Here is a 14,824-nt window from a genome sequence, read left to right as displayed (position 1 = left end):
AATCCGCAGGAACATACCATTGCAATGATGGAGTTCACTCAGTGGATCAGGGAGCGCACCGACGATCAGCTCGGCGCGCTCGTGTCCGCGCGCCCCGAGCTGATCACGCCGGTCCCCGCCCACCTCGAAGGGCTGGCCGCGCGGGCAGGCAGCCCCTCGGCGATCGGCCGCGCCCTCGACCGGCTCGACAGGTTCGCGCTGGCCGTGGTCGAGACGCTCGCCGTCCACCCCGATGAGCTCACCAGAGACTCCCTCCGCGACCTGCTCGCCAGGGCGACAGAAGAGGACGACCTCCCCCTCGACGACACGCTGGAGCGCCTGCGCGCCCTCGCCCTGGTCTACGGCCCCGACGACGCCCTGGCCCTCGCGCCGGGCGTGCGCAAGGTACTCGACGACCCCGCGGGGCTCGGCCCTCCCGTCACCGAGGTGTTCAGGCATCACCCGCCCGAGCAGCTGGAGGAGATCGCCGACGACATCGCCCCCGGCACCGAGGGCGGCGGCAAGGAGCGATTGCGCGCCGCGCTCGCCGAGCCCGCCAAGCTGGTCGAGGAGGTCTCGCCTCCGGCCAGGAAGGCGCTGGAGGAGCTGGCGTGGGGGCCGCCGAGCGGCCGCGTGCCCAACGCCCGCAGAGCCGTCCGCCTGGCCACCGCCCGCTCGCCGATCGAGGAGCTGCTCGCCAGGGGGCTGCTCGCGGCCACCGGAGAAGACAGCGTGGCGCTGCCTCGCGAGGTCGGCCTCTACCTGCGCGAAGGCCGCGTGCACCGCGACCTGTCGCCCGTGCCGCCGCCCCTCGAGGGCGCGGAGCGTCCCGGCTCCCTCGCCGACAGGACGGCGGCGGGCCAGGCGTTCACGTTCACGCGGGCGGTCGAGGAGCTGTGCGAGAGGTGGAGCCTCGACGCTCCCGGCGTGCTGCGCACGGGCGGCCTCGGGGTGCGCGACCTCAAGCGCACCGCCACCCAGCTCGACCTGCCCGAATGGGCCGCCGCCCTGGTCATCGAGATGGCACACGCGGCGGGCCTGATCGCCGCGGGCGGCAACGTCGACGGCGAGTGGCTGCCCACCGCGGGCTACGACAGCTGGCGGGTCAGGGCCACGGAGGAGCGCTGGGTCACGCTGGCCGTCACCTGGCTGCACACCGACAGGGTGCCCGGCATCGTGGGCGAACGCGACGAGCGCGACCGCCTGCTCAACGCCCTCCACCCCGACCTGCGCCGCTCCTCCGCTCCCGAGGTCCGGCAGGCGACGCTGCGCGTGCTCGCCACCGCCCCCGGCCTCGCGCCGTCCCGCGAGTCCGTGCTGCGGCGGCTGGCGTGGGAGCAGCCCAGGCGGCGTGGCGCGCTGCGCGAGCAGCTGACCGACTTCACCCTGCGCGAGGCCGAGCAGCTGGGCTTCACCGGGCTCGGCGTGCTGTCGGCGCACGGCCGCGCGCTGCTGTCGGGCTCGAAGGAGGCCGCCGCCGTCCTCGCTCCCCTGCTTCCCGAGCCCGTCGACCACGTGCTGCTCCAGGCCGACCTCACCGCCGTCGCGCCAGGACCGCTCACCAGCGACCTGGCGCGCTGGCTGACGCTCGCCGCCGACGTGGAGTCCACGGGAGGCGCGACCGTCTACCGGTTCGGCGAGGGCTCCATCAGGCGGGCGCTCGACGCCGGGCAGGGGGCCGACGAGCTGCTGTCCATGCTCGCCCGCCACTCGGCCACCCCTGTGCCGCAGCCGCTGTCGTACCTGGTGGCGGACGTGGCGCGCAGGCACGGCAGGATGCGCGTCGGTACGGCCAGCGCCTACATCCGCAGTGACGACCCCTCCATGCTCGACCAGCTCATGGCCGACCGCCGCGCGGTCCCGCTGAGGCTCAGGCGCCTGGCTCCCACGGTCATCGCCTCGCGCGCCTCCAGGGCCTCGCTCGTCGACTCGCTGAGGGCGATGGGGTTCGCGCCCGTCGCCGAATCACTCGACGGGGACGTCATCATCACCCAGCTCGACACAAGGCGTACCGAGGGCGTGCCGGTGGCCAGGACGGTGTCGTCGTTCAACGGGCTCGACCCCGACGTGGTGGCGGCGGCCGTACGGGCCATGCGGGCGGGCGAGGCCAGGCGCGGGCCTGTGGACGCGCCCGACGGCGCGGTGCCCCGCGGTCCCGCCACGGCCACCATCTCCACCCTGCAGGAGGCGATCAGGCAGGGGGTGCGGGTGTGGATCGGCTACCTCGACTCCCAGGGCAACGCCACCAGCCGCATCCTAGAGCCGGCCCGGATGGAGGGCGGCTACCTCACGGCCTACGACGAGACCCGCGCGGCCGTCCACCGCTTCGCCCTCCACCGCATCACCGGCGTCTCGAACCTCTCCTGATCCCTCTGTCACGTCCCGACGATCCAGGAGCTCTCGGAGACACGACCGAGGGGTGACCACCGGCGTCTCCCGGAGGCCGCGATCCCCCGAGTGACGGACGGATGATCACTCTGGGCGGTTGACTCGGAGGCCCGTGCGGATCACCGTGAGAGGCGTGAAGGAACAAACGCTCGGCCGTCTGGCCGAGGAGTCGTGGAGCCGGTTCGACGACCACGAGTCGGTCTTCTACGAAGGGGAGTGGCACCGCAGCCACACCCTCGCCCAGCGCGCCAGACGCGTCACAGGCGGCCTGATCGAGGCGGGCGTCGGCCCCGGCGACAGGGTCGTCGTGATGATGGCCACGAGCCCCGACGTCGGCGTCGTCTACCAGGCCGTCTGGGCCTCGGGCGCCGTGGTGGTCCCCGTAGTCTTCCTGGTCGGCGCCGACGAGCTGCGCCACATCCTGTCCGACAGCGGCGCCACCGCGGTCGTCACCTCGCCTGAGCTGCTGGAGACCGTCCAGGCCGCGGGCCAGGGGATCAGGGTCTTCGTGGACACCGACGAGCTGGAGCAGGCCGAGCACGGCCCGCTGCCCAGGGACCCCTCCGACCTGGCCGCGGTGATGTACACCGGCGGAACCACCGGCAGGGCGAAGGGCGTCATGCTCAGCCACGGCGGTCTCTGGCAGGTCGCCAAGGACGCCTTCGACCTGGCCTACCAGCCAGGGGTCACCAGGGCGATCGTCCCCGTCCCGCTCTCCCACGCCTATGGCCTGATCGTCACCATCGCGGGCATGCACGCCCCCGAGCCGCAGCAGGCCGTCCTGATGCGCTGGTTCGACCCGAAGGCCTTCCTGTCGCTGGCCGCCGAGCAGCGCGTGCAGTACGGCACGGTGGTCCCCTCCATGCTCCAGATGCTGCTCGCCGAGCCGCTCGAGGACACCCCGCTGCCCGACCTGCGCCACCTCACCTGCGGCGCGGCCCCGCTGGGCCGCGACGTGCTCAGGGAGTTCGAACGGCGGATGCCTGGCGTGCAGATCCTCGAGGGCTACGGCCTGACCGAGACCAGCGCCGTCACCACCTTCAACCCTCCTGGCAGGCGCAGGCCCGGCAGCGTCGGCCTGCCCCTTCCCGGCTACACGATCACGATCAGGGACGACGAGGGCGAGGAGGTGGAGGCAGGCGACATCGGCGAGATCTGCGTGGCGGGCCGATCGCTGATGCTCGGGTACTGGGGCGGGCTCGACTCCCCCATCGTGGACGGCGAGCTGCGCACGGGCGACATCGGCTGCATGGACGACGACGGCTACCTCTACGTCGTGGACAGGAAGAAGGACCTGATCATCAGGGGCGGCTTCAACGTCTTCCCGCGCGATGTGGAGGACGCGCTGAACGCCCACCCCGACGTCGTGATGTCAGGAGTGGTCGGCCGCCCCGACCCTCTGCACGGCGAGGAGGTCGTCGCCTTCGTCCAACTGCGTCCCGGCGGCCAGGCCACCGAGGAGGAGCTGATCGCCTGGGCGCGGGAGCGGGTCGGCAGAGTGAAATATCCGAGGGAGATCCACTTCACCGACCACATCCCCGTGACCAGCGTGCTCAAGCTGGACAGGAAGGCGCTGCGCGCCCGCCTTCTCTAGGGAGTGCCGAACTGTCACCTCATTTCGTGATATCTGTTGACGGGCCAGAAAACGAAAAGGTGACTCAGTGAGCAGCGGTTACACCCCAGAGAACTCCGGCGACCAGAGCCCCTACGGCCAGCAGATGCCGTACGGCTCGCCGTACAACCAGGGCCCTCACGGTTCGGGTGAGCAGCAGCCCTACGGCCCCCCGTACGGCCAGCAGCCCCCGCCCGGCTACGGCTACGGCTACCCGCCGCCCCAGCAGGGCCCGCGCACGCATGCCATCGTCGCGCTGGTCATCAGCATCGTGCTCGCGCTGAGCTGCTACATCACCCCTGGCGGCATCGCGGGAGCGATCATGTCGGGCATCGCGCTCGGCCAGGTCGACACGCACCCGGACAAGGCGCGCAACCTGCTGAAGTGGACCTGGATCAGCATCGGCATCAACGTCGCGCTGGTCGTTCTGGGCTTCGGCGTCATCATCGCGCTGGGAGTCTCGGGGAACCTGGACTAACTGTCGGTCGCCGGGTGTTGGATATGCGGTAGCAGTACCAACCCCGGGGGAAGCCTGTGAACGACGGCCCGCTGATCGTCCAATCCGACAAGACCTTGCTGCTCGAGGTCGACCACGAGCGGGCCGACGAGTGTCGCAAGGCGATCGCGCCCTTCGCCGAGCTGGAGCGCGCGCCCGAGCACGTCCACACCTATCGCGTCACGCCGCTCGCGCTGTGGAACGCGCGCGCCGCGGGCCATGACGCCGAGCAGGTCGTCGACGCGCTCATCGGGTTCAGCCGCTATCCGGTGCCGCACGCGCTGCTGGTCGACGTGGCCGAGACGATGGCGCGCTACGGCAGGCTGCGCCTGGAGAAGGACCCCGCGCACGGCCTGGTCCTGGCCTCGACCGACCGCGCCGTCCTCGAGGAGGTCCTGCGCTCGAGGAAGATCCAGCCGATGCTGGGCGAGCGCATCGGCGCCGACGCCGTCGCGGTCCACCCGAGCGAGCGGGGCAACATCAAGCAGGCGCTGCTCAAGCTGGGCTGGCCCGCCGAAGACCTCGCGGGCTACGTCGACGGCGAGGCCCACGCCATCAAGCTCAAGCAGGACGGCTGGGCCCTGCGCCCCTACCAGCAGGAGGCCGCCGACGCCTTCTGGCACGGCGGCTCCGGCGTGGTCGTGCTGCCCTGCGGCGCGGGCAAGACCATCGTCGGCGCGGCCGCGATGGCCAGGGCCGAGGCCACCACGCTGATCCTGGTCACCAACACGGTGAGCGCCCACCAGTGGAAGCAGGAGCTGCTCAAGCGCACCTCGCTGACCGAGGACGAGATCGGCGAGTACTCCGGCACCAAGAAGGAGATCCGTCCCGTCACCATCGCCACCTACCAGGTGATGACGACCAAGCGGAAGGGCGTCTACGCCCACCTGGAGCTGTTCGACGCGCGCGACTGGGGTCTGATCGTCTACGACGAGGTGCACCTGCTGCCCGCGCCCATCTTCAGGATGACCGCCGACCTGCAGGCCCGTCGCAGGGTGGGGCTGACCGCGACGCTCGTGCGCGAGGACGGCAGGGAGGGCGACGTGTTCTCCCTCATCGGCCCGAAGCGCTACGACGCGCCGTGGAAGGAGATGGAGAACCAGGGCTGGATCGCCCCCGCCGACTGCGTCGAGGTGCGCGTCACTCTCTCCGACGAGGAGCGCCTGGCCTACGCGATGGCCGAGTCCGAGGAGCGCTACAGGTTCGCCGCGACCACGCCGTCCAAGACGCGCGTGACAGAGGCGCTGGTCAGGCGGCACCTCGGCGAGCAGGTGCTGGTCATCGGCCAGTACATCGACCAGCTCGACGAGCTTGCCGAGCACCTCAACGCGCCCGTGATCAAGGGCGAGACCCGCATCAAGGAGCGGGAGCGGCTCTTCCAGGCCTTCCGCGACAAGGAGCTGCAGGTCCTGGTGGTCTCCAAGGTCGCCAACTTCTCCATCGACCTGCCCGAGGCGGCCGTCGCCATCCAGGTGTCGGGCACGTTCGGCTCCCGCCAGGAGGAGGCGCAGCGGCTGGGGCGCGTGCTGCGGCCCAAGGCCGACGGCGGAGGCGCGCGCTTCTACACGGTGGTCAGCCGCGACACGGTCGACCAGGAGTTCGCCGCCCATCGCCAGCGCTTCCTCGCCGAGCAGGGCTACGCCTACCAGATCATCGACGCCGACGACGTCCACCAGTGAGGCGCCGTCGACGTCCACCGGTGAACCGCCGATGACGTCCACCGATGAAAGGGCTCGCGCGAAGGTCTCGCGCGAGCCGTACCACTAAGTCCACGAAACTCCGCGGGCCTTCGACAATTGGACCACCCCCTACCGGCGACACCTGTCGCGATGCCACATACCCCCATGATCCGCCGAATCAACGGGACATGCCCCGATTTTTCGCTTTTTGGCCTGCGATTACTGGGACGATGCGCCGCCGATCATCGTACCCACCGCCCGGCCGATCACTGGGCGAGCATCCCGCCGAAGAACAGGACACCCGCCGCGGCCAGCCATGACAGCACCGCGCCCCCCATCAGCGCCCAGAATCGGAGCGGAAACAGCCACGCTCCCACGGTGAGGCAGGCCGCCAGGACCGCGAACAGCCCCGAGACGGTGGAGACGGTGTCGAGACGCCTCGCGCACGCGGCCGAGCTCTCCTGGTCGGTGCAGAACGCCTCGAGCCCCCAGCCGGCGAAGACCGACAGCCCCCACAGGGCGGCCAGCAGGAGGCTGGCGACGGTCGGGATGACCGGGGAGATCCTCACACTGCCTCCTGCATTAATGAATGGGAAGCCTCCGACCTCGCCGGTAAGCTAGTCGATTCGCTGCCTTGTTTACCACCTCCGTCGACGAATAGGGAGGCGCTTTCGCATGCCCGGACACCAGTTGGCCCCCGACATACCCACCGATGTGCTCGCCGCCGAGCGAGCCCATCTTTCCGAGTCCCGCGCGGCGCTCAGAGCGATGCGCAAACACGCCCAGTCGCTGTCGTCGGACGCCGCGGGCGACTGGGTCTCGCAGCAGATCCTCCAGTCGCTGCTCGACCAGCGCGTGGCCGCGCTCGCCGACCACCCCGACACCCCGCTGTTCTTCGGCCGCCTCGACCGCGCCACCGAAGAAGAGCTCGAGGACAACCTCGAGGGAGGGCTCGAGGCCGGCGACGAGCTGCCCGCCACGATCTACGTCGGCCGCCGCCACGTCCACGACGGCGGCAGCCGCGCGCTGGTCATCGACTGGCGCGCCCCCGTCTCCCGCGCCTTCTACCAGGCCAGCCCCTCCGACCCCATGGGCGTCGTACGGCGGCGCCGCTTCGGCTACCAGGGCGGCGACCTCACCGCGTTCGAAGACGAGCCCCTGGCCGAAGGGGGCGAGCTCGGCCCCTCGAAGATCCTCACCCAGGAGATCGAGCGCCCCCGTACCGGTCCGATGCGCGACATCGTCGCCACCATCCAGCCCGACCAGGACGAGATCGTCCGCTCGGCGCTGACGCAGACCGTCTGCGTCCAGGGCGCCCCCGGCACCGGCAAGACCGCCGTGGGCCTGCACCGAGCCGCCTACCTGCTGTTCACCCACCGCGAGAAGCTGGCCCGCGCCGGCGTCATGATCGTCGGGCCGAACAAGGCGTTTTTGTCCTACATCTCCTCCGTCCTGCCCGCCCTCGGCGAGGTCAAGGTCGACCAGACCACCGTCGCCGAGCTGCTCGGCTCCTACGACGCGCCCGAGCGGCCCGAGGTGGCGGCCGCCAAGGGCGACGCCCGTATGGCCAAGGTGCTGGAGCGGGCGCTCTGGCTGCACATCGTGAAGCCCACCGAGGGCCTCGTCTACACCAAGGGCGTCCACCGCTTCAGGGTGGCCGACTACGAGGTGCGCGAGATGGTCGCCTCGCTGCGCGGCACCACCAGGTACGGCCCCGGCCGCGCCGCCCTGGCCCAGCGCCTGGCCCACCAGGTGCTGGTGCGGATGGAACAGCGCGGCGACTCCCCCGACGACAGGGTGCAGGACGCGGTGGCCAGGTCGAAGCCGGTCAAGCAGCTGGTCGAGTCGGTGTGGCCCAAGCTGACCCCCGCCCAGGTGCTCCACCGCCTGCTGTCGGACCCCGACTTCCTGGCCGCGGCGGCCAGGTCGGACCTGTCCCAGGAGGAGCAGGAGCTGCTGGTCTGGAGCAAGCCCCACCGCTCGTGGAAGTCCGCCAAGTGGTCGGCGGCCGACGCCGCCCTGCTCGACGAGCTGGCCGACCTGATCGAGCGCACCCCCTCCCTCGGCCACCTGGTCGTGGACGAGGCGCAGGACCTGTCGGAGATGCAGCTGCGGGCGCTAGGGCGGCGCTGCCGCAACGGCTCGGCCACCGTCCTCGGCGACCTCGCCCAGGGCACCACCCCGTGGTCCACCCGCTCGTGGAAGAGCGTGCTCCGGCACCTCGGCCAGGAGGCGGGCGAGGTCACCGAGCTCACGCTGGGCTTCCGCGTCCCCCGCGAGGTGCTCGACTACGCCGCCCAGTTGCTCCCCTCGATCGCCCCCGACCTCGCCGCCCCTCGCTCCCTTCGTCCCGGCCTCGGCTCCCTGTACGTACGGCAGGACGGCCAGGTCCTCGAAGCGGTCCGTGAGGCGCTCGCCAGGGAGGGCTCGATCGGCGTCATCGTTCCCGACTCCCTCGTCGAGACGGTGTCCCAGGAGCTCGCCGGCCTTGCGCACGCCGTCCTCGGCCCCGACTCCACCGAGGAGCACCGCCTGCTGGTCATCCCCGCCACCCTGGCCAAGGGTCTCGAGTACGACCACGTCATCGTGGTCGAGCCCTCCGACATCGTCGCGGCCGAGCCGCGCGGCCTGGCCCGCCTGTACGTGGTGCTGACCCGCGCGGTCTCCTCCCTGACCGTCCTGCACGCCAAGCCGCTCCCCGCCCAGCTGGCATAGGACGTCCGCGGCCCCGGGGACCCACCCCGGGGCCCTCACCACCCTGTTCTGGTAGCTTCGCGGGACATGAGCAGGTCTGAGGTGAAAGTACGGTTCGGTGGAGCGGACGACATCCCCGCCGTCCTGGCGTTCTGGCTGGAGGCCGCCGAGGGCACCGACCGCCACGACTCCGCGGACAAGGTCGTGGCGCTGGTGGAGCGTGACCCCGAGGCCCTGCTGCTCGCCGAGGACGACGGCCACCTGGTCGGCACGCTGATCGCGGGCTGGGACGGCTGGCGGGCGCATCTGTACCGCCTGGCCGTGCATCCAGGGCACCGGCGCAGGGGCATCGCGACCACCCTGCTCGCCGCCGCCGAGGAGCGCTTCGCGGCCTTCGGGGCCTTCAGAGCCGACGCGATGGTGCTGGACGACAACGTGCCTGCCCATCACGCGTGGAGCGCCGCGGGCTACTCCAGGCAGTCGCAGTGGGGCCGCTGGGTCAAGCCCCTCCCCTAGCAGCCGATGAGTCGAACTCTGCCGTCGCACAGCCGCGCCATGTCATCCAGGTCAGATGTGAGCATGGCGACAGGCCCCGGCTGACGCAGAGCAGCCTCCGCGACGGATGCGTCGATGGCGTACTTGTGGCCGTGCAGTCCGGCCGCCTTGAGAAGCTTCGCCGCCGCCTTCGCAGAGGCCTCCGTGACGGGCTCCACCTTCACCAGCGACAGCGCCCACTGCAGTCGCTGCAGGTTCACTCGCGCATGGCTGACCTCGACGATGGTGTTCGCACTGATGACGAACTCGCTGCCGATCTCCTGGAACACCCGCATCATGGCGATGACCTTGCGATCCTGCGCCATCCATGCGGACAAACCCTCAGCGTCGAGAACGATCGTTTCGATGTGGCCGATCACAACGCATCCGCCGGACCACGGGAGGCCGTGGCGCCGAAGATGCGCGCCGTGGCCTCCGCCATCTCCTCGTCGGTGAACTCGCCATGCTGCTCCTGGTACCGCTGCAACTCGGCGCCGCGCAACTGATGCCTGAGCTGACGAGCGACCGCCTCAGCCACGTAGCTGGAGACGTTGTCGGTGAGCTTCTTCAGCTCTGCCACCTGTTCGGCAGGGAGAGTGACCGTGATGCGGGTCGTGTCAGCCATGAACGAAGCATACTGCGGTATGCACGAAAAAGGGCGACCCCGAAGGGTCGCCCTCTTTGTTGCGGACTTAGAAGTCCATGTCTCCGCCGCCGGGCATGCCCGCGGGAGCAGCCGCGTTCTTCTCCGGCTTCTCGGCGATGACAGCCTCGGTGGTGAGGAACAGCGCCGCGATGGAGGCGGCGTTCTGCAGCGCGGAGCGCGTCACCTTGGCCGGGTCGAGAATGCCCGACTCGAACATGTTGACGTACTCGCCGGTCGCGGCGTTGAGGCCCTCACCCGGAGTCAGGTTGCGGACCTTCTCCACCACGACGCCGCCCTCGAGGCCGGCGTTGATCGCGATCTGCTTCAGCGGCTCCTCAAGAGCCTTGCGCACGATCGCCGCACCGGTGGCCTCGTCGCCCGACAGCTCGAGCTTGTCGAACGCCTTGGTGCCGGCCTGCAGCAGCGCCACGCCACCGCCGGGGACGATGCCCTCCTCGACGGCCGCCTTCGCGTTGCGAACGGCGTCCTCGATGCGGTGCTTGCGCTCCTTGAGCTCGACCTCGGTCGCGGCACCCGCCTTGATGACGGCGACGCCACCGGCGAGCTTGGCCAGGCGCTCCTGGAGCTTCTCGCGGTCGTAGTCGGAGTCGGTGCGCTCGATCTCGGCACGGATCTCGTTGACCCGGCCCGCGATCTGCTCGGCGTCACCGGCGCCGTCGACGATGGTGGTCTCGTCCTTGGTGACGACGACCTTGCGCGCGCGGCCCAGCAGGTCGAGGGTGGCGGACTCGAGCTTGAGACCGACCTCCTCGGCGATGACCTGACCACCGGTCAGGGTCGCGATGTCACCCAGCATGGCCTTGCGACGGTCGCCGAAGCCCGGAGCCTTGACGGCCACGGAGCGGAACAGGCCGCGGATCTTGTTGACGACCAGGGTGGCCAGAGCCTCGCCCTCGACGTCCTCAGCGATGATCAGCAGCGGCTTGCCGGCCTGCACGACCTTGTCGAGCAGGGGCAGCAGGTCCTTGTTGGCCGAGACCTTGGAGTTGACGATGAGGATGTAGGGGTCCTCAAGGACAGCTTCCATACGCTCGGGGTCGGTCACGAAGTAACCGGAGTTGTAACCCTTGTCGAAGCGCATGCCCTCGGTGAGCTCGAGCTCGAGGCCGAAAGCGTTGCTCTCCTCGACGGTGATGACGCCTTCCTTGCCAACCTTGTCCATCGCCTCGGCGATGAGGTTGCCGATCTCGACGTCACCGGCGGAGATGGAGGCCGTCGAAGCGATCTGCTCCTTGGTCTCCACGTCCTTAGCCAGCTTGGAGAGCTCCTCGCTGACGCGCTCGACGGCCGCCTCGATGCCCTTCTTCAGGGACATCGGGTTGGCGCCGGCGGCGACGTTGCGGAGGCCCTCACGGACCAGCGCCTGGGCGAGCACGGTGGCGGTGGTGGTGCCGTCACCCGCGACGTCGTCCGTCTTCTTGGCGACTTCCTTGACCAGCTCAGCGCCGATCTTCTCCCACGGGTCCTCGAGCTCGATCTCCTTGGCGATGGATACACCATCGTTGGTGATCGTGGGAGCGCCCCACTTCTTCTCCAGCACGACGTTACGGCCCTTGGGGCCGAGGGTCACCTTGACGGCGTCGGCGAGCTGGTTCATACCGCGCTCGAGACCGCGCCGGGCGTCCTCGTCAAACGCGATCATCTTGGCTGCCATAAGGCTAGACCTCCCAGATGCAGGGTGGCTTTCAGCGGACCGAGCCGACGCCCGCGACGGCATGGGTCCGACTCCATTCGGCGGACCCCATCGTCTCGATCCCGTGTCTGGCACTCTCACAACGAGAGTGCCAACGAACTGTTTAGCACTCTACCCTGTCGAGTGCAAGCCAGCGACACACATGCCCAGGTCATGACCCAGACTATGGCCACAGGCCCGACCGGCTGACGCGGATCGGGCCCTGCTGAGTCGACGTACAGGACGTGGCAGATCCGCACGGACTGCGTTGCCGTGTGAGCTGCCCGCGCATACCGGCGACGTGGGGCGTCAGACCGCCCTGACCGCCTCCGCCTGGGGACCCTTCTGGCCCTGGGTGATCTCGAACTCGACGCGCTGGCCCTGTTCGAGCGACCGGTAGCCATCCATCATGATCGCTGAGTAATGGACGAACACATCTTTACCACCGTCTACCGCGATGAAGCCGTAGCCCTTGTCCGCGTTGAACCACTTGACGGTGCCCTGCGCCACTTCCGACTCCTCTTACTGGGCTCCGGACCTCGCCCATTCCACTCGCGAGATCCGCGACCGGCATGACTTATGGGGAAATCAGCCGGACGATCGCCCTCGACCATACCTGTGCAAACCCGTAGGACAACAGAGTCAATCGAGCGGGCATTCTTCCCGTCACGAAAAGGGTAGTTAAACATTCCACTTTCGTGACGGCCTGAACACCAAAAACGCCCGCGAGGGGCATAACCCCCCACGGGCGTCGTCGGTAAGGAAAGCGTCAGCCGCCGGCCACGGCGGGGATGATGGAGATCTGCGCTCCCGCCGGAGTGGCGCTGTCGAGCCCGCCTACAAAACGGACGTCCTCTTCTCCCACATAAACGTTGACAAAACGGCGAATCTTGCCCGATTCATCCAAAATTCGCGCACCGATACCGGGATAGTCGGCATCGAGCTTCTGCAGCACCTCACGAAGAGTGTCGCCCTCGCCACTCACCTCCGCGTTGCCGCCGGTGTACGTGCGCAGAATGGTGGGAATCCGCACCGAAACGCTCATGACTTGTACCTTTCCTTTCAGACAGCCGCGCGGAACGCGTCGAGAGACGGCCGGATCACAGCCGTGGGAGCGGCGTCGTCCGCGATGGCGTCGAGCGTCTTGAGCCCGTCGCCGGTGTTGAGGACCACGGTCGTGAGCGACGGGTCGAGCAGCCCGCTCTCGACGAGCTTCTTCAGCACGCCGACCGTCACCCCGCCCGCGGTCTCCGCGAAGATGCCCTCGGTCGAGGCGAGCAGCTTGATCGCCGACACCACCTCTGTGTCGGTGACGTCCTCCACCGCCCCGCCCGTACGGCGGGCGATGTCGAGCACGTAGGGCCCGTCGGCGGGGTTGCCGATGGCCAGCGACTTGGCGATGGTGTTCGGCTTGACCGGCTGGACCACGTCGTGCCCCGCCTTGAAGGCCGTGGAGACCGGCGAGCACCCCGCCGCCTGCGCCGCGAAGATCTTGTAGGGCTTGTCCTCGACGAGCCCAAGAGAGATCAGCTCCTTGAAGCCCTTGTCGATCTTCGTGAGCTGCGAGCCGGAGGCCACCGGGATGATGATCTGGTCGGGCAGCTCCCAGCCGAGCTGCTCGGCGATCTCGTAGGCCAGCGTCTTCGACCCTTCGGCGTAGTAAGGCCGCAGGTTGACGTTGACGAACCCCCACTTGTCGCCGAGCGGGTCGCCGATGAGCTCGGAGCAGAAGCGGTTGACCTCGTCGTAGGTGCCGTCGATGCCGATCAGCTTGCCGCCGAAGACCCTGGCCATGGCGATCTTCGCCTGCTCGAGGTCGGCGGGGATGAACACGCACGCGTCGAGCCCCGCGCGGGCCGCCGCTGCGGTCACCGCTCCGGCCAGGTTGCCGGTGGAGGAGCATGAAAGGGTGTGGAAGCCGAAGTTGCGCGCCGCCTCGACGGCAATGGCCACCACCCTGTCCTTGAAGGAGTGGGTGGGGTTGCCCGAGTCGTCCTTGACGTGCAGGTCGCGCAGGCCGAGGACCTTGCCCAGGTTGTCGGCCTTGACGAGCTTCGTCCAGCCGGGGTTCATGTTCTGCTTGGAGGTCACGTCCGTGGGGACGGGCAGCAGCGAGCGGTAACGCCAGATGTTCGCGGGACCCGCCGCGATGTCCTCACGGGTGACGGATCCGAAGGAGTAGGCCACTTCGAGTGGCCCGAAACACTCCAGGCAGGCGAAGCTCGGGCCCAGGTCGTAGCGGGTGCCGCACTCGCGGCAGGACAGAGCGACGGCAGGACCGAAATCAAGCGACATGAAGCGAGGCCTTCCCTCATCTTCGTCTGCGACCACCTTGGCCACAGACCGGAATTGGCACCTGTCCCGGCCGGCCTCGTCACTTCACGAGTTCAGTCCGGGAGGGTTGCCGGGGCTTCGCAGGGCCGGTCCCTCCACCCCTCTGGATGAGCAATATTCAGTTATGGCAATCACCATACCCGGCCAGGCTCGCGACACGGGCTACCGTCTCGCTAGCTGAGACGATAAGTATCACCGAGCGCGGCCTGGACATACTTGCGCGCCTGGTGGATGCGCGACTTGGCGGTGCCGAGCGGGATGCCGAGCTGCTCGGCGACCTCGTTGTAGTCGAGCTGGACGATGTCGCGCAGCACCAGCGCCTGGGCCAGGTCGGGCTTGTCGGCCTCCAGCGCCTCCATGGCGTCGAGCAGGTCGAGCCGCGAACCGGCGATGACGCTGACCCGCCGTACGTCGGGCTTCTGGACGGGCAGCTCCTCCGAGGTCTGCTCGGCGGCCCTGCGCTTCAGCGACCGGTAGGTGGTGCGCGCGCAGTTGGCGGTGACGATGTGCAGCCAGGTGCTGAACCTGGCCCTGCCCTCGAAGCGGCCGATGTTGCGGGCCACCGCGAGCAGGGTGTCCTGGCACGCCTCCTCGGCGTCCTGGTGGTAGGGGAGGATGCGCGCGCAGTGGCGCAGCACGTCGGGCTCGATGCGCTTCAGGAGCTCGCCAAGCGCGCGATGGTCGCCGCCCGCCGCGGAGCGGGCCAGTTCCTCGGTTAGCTCATCTAGGGCCATAGCGAGATCCTATGGTCGGGCGTCATGGTTGTTCA

14 protein-coding genes and 1 riboswitch are annotated in these 14,824 nt (G+C 69.2%); of the genes, 6 read left to right on the top strand and 8 right to left on the bottom strand.

Going from position 1 to position 14,824, the window contains the following annotated elements:
* The first annotated feature begins 27 nt into the window (after nucleotides 1-27).
* The 4 genes from FHR33_RS29790 (at nucleotide 28) to FHR33_RS29775 (ending at nucleotide 6,154) form a co-directional block, all read left to right on the top strand.
* The gene (locus FHR33_RS29790) at nucleotides 28-2,346 is read left to right on the top strand and encodes a helicase-associated domain-containing protein (RefSeq protein WP_183654600.1); all 2,319 of its coding nucleotides are present in this window, start codon (nucleotides 28-30) and stop codon (nucleotides 2,344-2,346) included.
* Between the two features lie 154 nt (nucleotides 2,347-2,500).
* Nucleotides 2,501-3,961, top strand: coding sequence for a class I adenylate-forming enzyme family protein (locus FHR33_RS29785; RefSeq protein ID WP_183654597.1), 1,461 nt, complete (start codon nucleotides 2,501-2,503; stop codon nucleotides 3,959-3,961).
* A gap of 67 nt (nucleotides 3,962-4,028) precedes the next feature.
* Entirely contained in the window at nucleotides 4,029-4,457 is a 429-nt protein-coding gene (locus FHR33_RS29780) for a hypothetical protein (protein ID WP_183654594.1), read from the top strand.
* Between the two features lie 56 nt (nucleotides 4,458-4,513).
* Entirely contained in the window at nucleotides 4,514-6,154 is a 1,641-nt protein-coding gene (locus tag FHR33_RS29775; protein ID WP_183654592.1) for a DNA repair helicase XPB, read from the top strand.
* A 266-nt stretch (nucleotides 6,155-6,420) separates the two neighbouring features.
* Here FHR33_RS29775 and FHR33_RS29770 read toward each other — a convergent pair whose 3' ends face one another.
* Nucleotides 6,421-6,723: a hypothetical protein gene (locus FHR33_RS29770; RefSeq protein ID WP_183654590.1), complete on the bottom strand. Its 303-nt coding sequence runs from the start codon at nucleotides 6,721-6,723 to the stop codon at nucleotides 6,421-6,423.
* Between the two features lie 106 nt (nucleotides 6,724-6,829).
* Here FHR33_RS29770 and FHR33_RS29765 point away from each other — a divergent pair, with 106 nt between their 5' ends.
* Both FHR33_RS29765 and FHR33_RS29760 read left to right on the top strand, forming a co-directional pair.
* Nucleotides 6,830-8,869 (top strand): HelD family protein, encoded by a 2,040-nt coding sequence (locus tag FHR33_RS29765; RefSeq protein ID WP_183654588.1) that lies wholly within the window; start codon nucleotides 6,830-6,832, stop codon nucleotides 8,867-8,869.
* Nucleotides 8,870-8,935: 66 nt separating this feature from the next.
* Complete coding sequence (locus FHR33_RS29760) at nucleotides 8,936-9,364, top strand: GNAT family N-acetyltransferase (RefSeq protein ID WP_183654586.1); 429 nt, start codon at nucleotides 8,936-8,938, stop codon at nucleotides 9,362-9,364.
* Here the strand turns inward: FHR33_RS29760 and FHR33_RS29755 are convergent.
* From FHR33_RS29755 to FHR33_RS29725, 7 genes are all read right to left on the bottom strand, one after another.
* Nucleotides 9,361-9,762 carry a PIN domain-containing protein gene (locus FHR33_RS29755; RefSeq protein WP_183654584.1) on the bottom strand — a complete coding sequence of 134 codons (402 nt, stop codon included), beginning with the start codon at nucleotides 9,760-9,762 and terminating at the stop codon, nucleotides 9,361-9,363. The two genes, FHR33_RS29760 and FHR33_RS29755, sit on opposite strands and share 4 nt — an antisense overlap.
* Complete coding sequence (locus FHR33_RS29750; protein ID WP_183654582.1) at nucleotides 9,759-10,007, bottom strand: type II toxin-antitoxin system CcdA family antitoxin; 249 nt, start codon at nucleotides 10,005-10,007, stop codon at nucleotides 9,759-9,761. Before FHR33_RS29750 ends, FHR33_RS29755 begins: the two co-directional genes overlap by 4 nt.
* A 67-nt stretch (nucleotides 10,008-10,074) precedes the next feature.
* Nucleotides 10,075-11,703, bottom strand: coding sequence for a chaperonin GroEL (gene groL, locus FHR33_RS29745; RefSeq protein ID WP_183654579.1), 1,629 nt, complete (start codon nucleotides 11,701-11,703; stop codon nucleotides 10,075-10,077).
* A 327-nt stretch (nucleotides 11,704-12,030) separates the two neighbouring features.
* Nucleotides 12,031-12,231 carry a cold-shock protein gene (locus FHR33_RS29740; protein ID WP_173525743.1) on the bottom strand — a complete coding sequence of 67 codons (201 nt, stop codon included), beginning with the start codon at nucleotides 12,229-12,231 and terminating at the stop codon, nucleotides 12,031-12,033.
* A 259-nt stretch (nucleotides 12,232-12,490) separates the two neighbouring features.
* A complete protein-coding gene (locus FHR33_RS29735) occupies nucleotides 12,491-12,766 on the bottom strand; it encodes a MoaD/ThiS family protein (RefSeq protein WP_183654576.1) in 276 nt (91 codons plus the stop codon).
* Between the two features lie 17 nt (nucleotides 12,767-12,783).
* Nucleotides 12,784-14,016 carry a threonine synthase gene (gene thrC / locus FHR33_RS29730; protein ID WP_183654573.1) on the bottom strand — a complete coding sequence of 411 codons (1,233 nt, stop codon included), beginning with the start codon at nucleotides 14,014-14,016 and terminating at the stop codon, nucleotides 12,784-12,786.
* 13 nt (nucleotides 14,017-14,029) lie between these two features.
* A riboswitch (SAM riboswitch) is annotated at nucleotides 14,030-14,169 on the bottom strand.
* A 59-nt stretch (nucleotides 14,170-14,228) separates the two neighbouring features.
* Entirely contained in the window at nucleotides 14,229-14,789 is a 561-nt protein-coding gene (locus FHR33_RS29725) for an RNA polymerase sigma factor (protein ID WP_183654570.1), read from the bottom strand.
* Between the last annotated feature and the right edge of the window lie 35 nt (nucleotides 14,790-14,824).

Source organism: Nonomuraea dietziae, from assembly GCF_014195505.1.
In the GTDB taxonomy this organism is placed as follows: Bacteria; Actinomycetota; Actinomycetes; order Streptosporangiales; family Streptosporangiaceae; genus Nonomuraea; species Nonomuraea roseola.
The sequence above is the reverse complement of the archived record's forward strand: the minus strand, read 5'-3'. Positions and strand labels throughout refer to the sequence as shown.

What these genes read in the sequence shown, in the direction of transcription:
- FHR33_RS29760 (WP_183654586.1), top strand. Translation starts at nt 8,936, where the DNA reads ATGAGCAGGTCTGAGGTGAAAGTACGGTTCGGTGGAGCGGACGACATC.
- FHR33_RS29750 (WP_183654582.1), bottom strand. Translation starts at nt 10,007, where the DNA reads ATGGCTGACACGACCCGCATCACGGTCACTCTCCCTGCCGAACAGGTG.
- FHR33_RS29735 (WP_183654576.1), bottom strand. Translation starts at nt 12,766, where the DNA reads ATGAGCGTTTCGGTGCGGATTCCCACCATTCTGCGCACGTACACCGGC.
- FHR33_RS29765 (WP_183654588.1), top strand. Translation starts at nt 6,830, where the DNA reads ATGCCCGGACACCAGTTGGCCCCCGACATACCCACCGATGTGCTCGCC.
- FHR33_RS29725 (WP_183654570.1), bottom strand. Translation starts at nt 14,789, where the DNA reads ATGGCCCTAGATGAGCTAACCGAGGAACTGGCCCGCTCCGCGGCGGGC.
- FHR33_RS29790 (WP_183654600.1), top strand. Translation starts at nt 28, where the DNA reads ATGGAGTTCACTCAGTGGATCAGGGAGCGCACCGACGATCAGCTCGGC.
- groL (WP_183654579.1), bottom strand. Translation starts at nt 11,703, where the DNA reads ATGGCAGCCAAGATGATCGCGTTTGACGAGGACGCCCGGCGCGGTCTC.
- thrC (WP_183654573.1), bottom strand. Translation starts at nt 14,016, where the DNA reads ATGTCGCTTGATTTCGGTCCTGCCGTCGCTCTGTCCTGCCGCGAGTGC.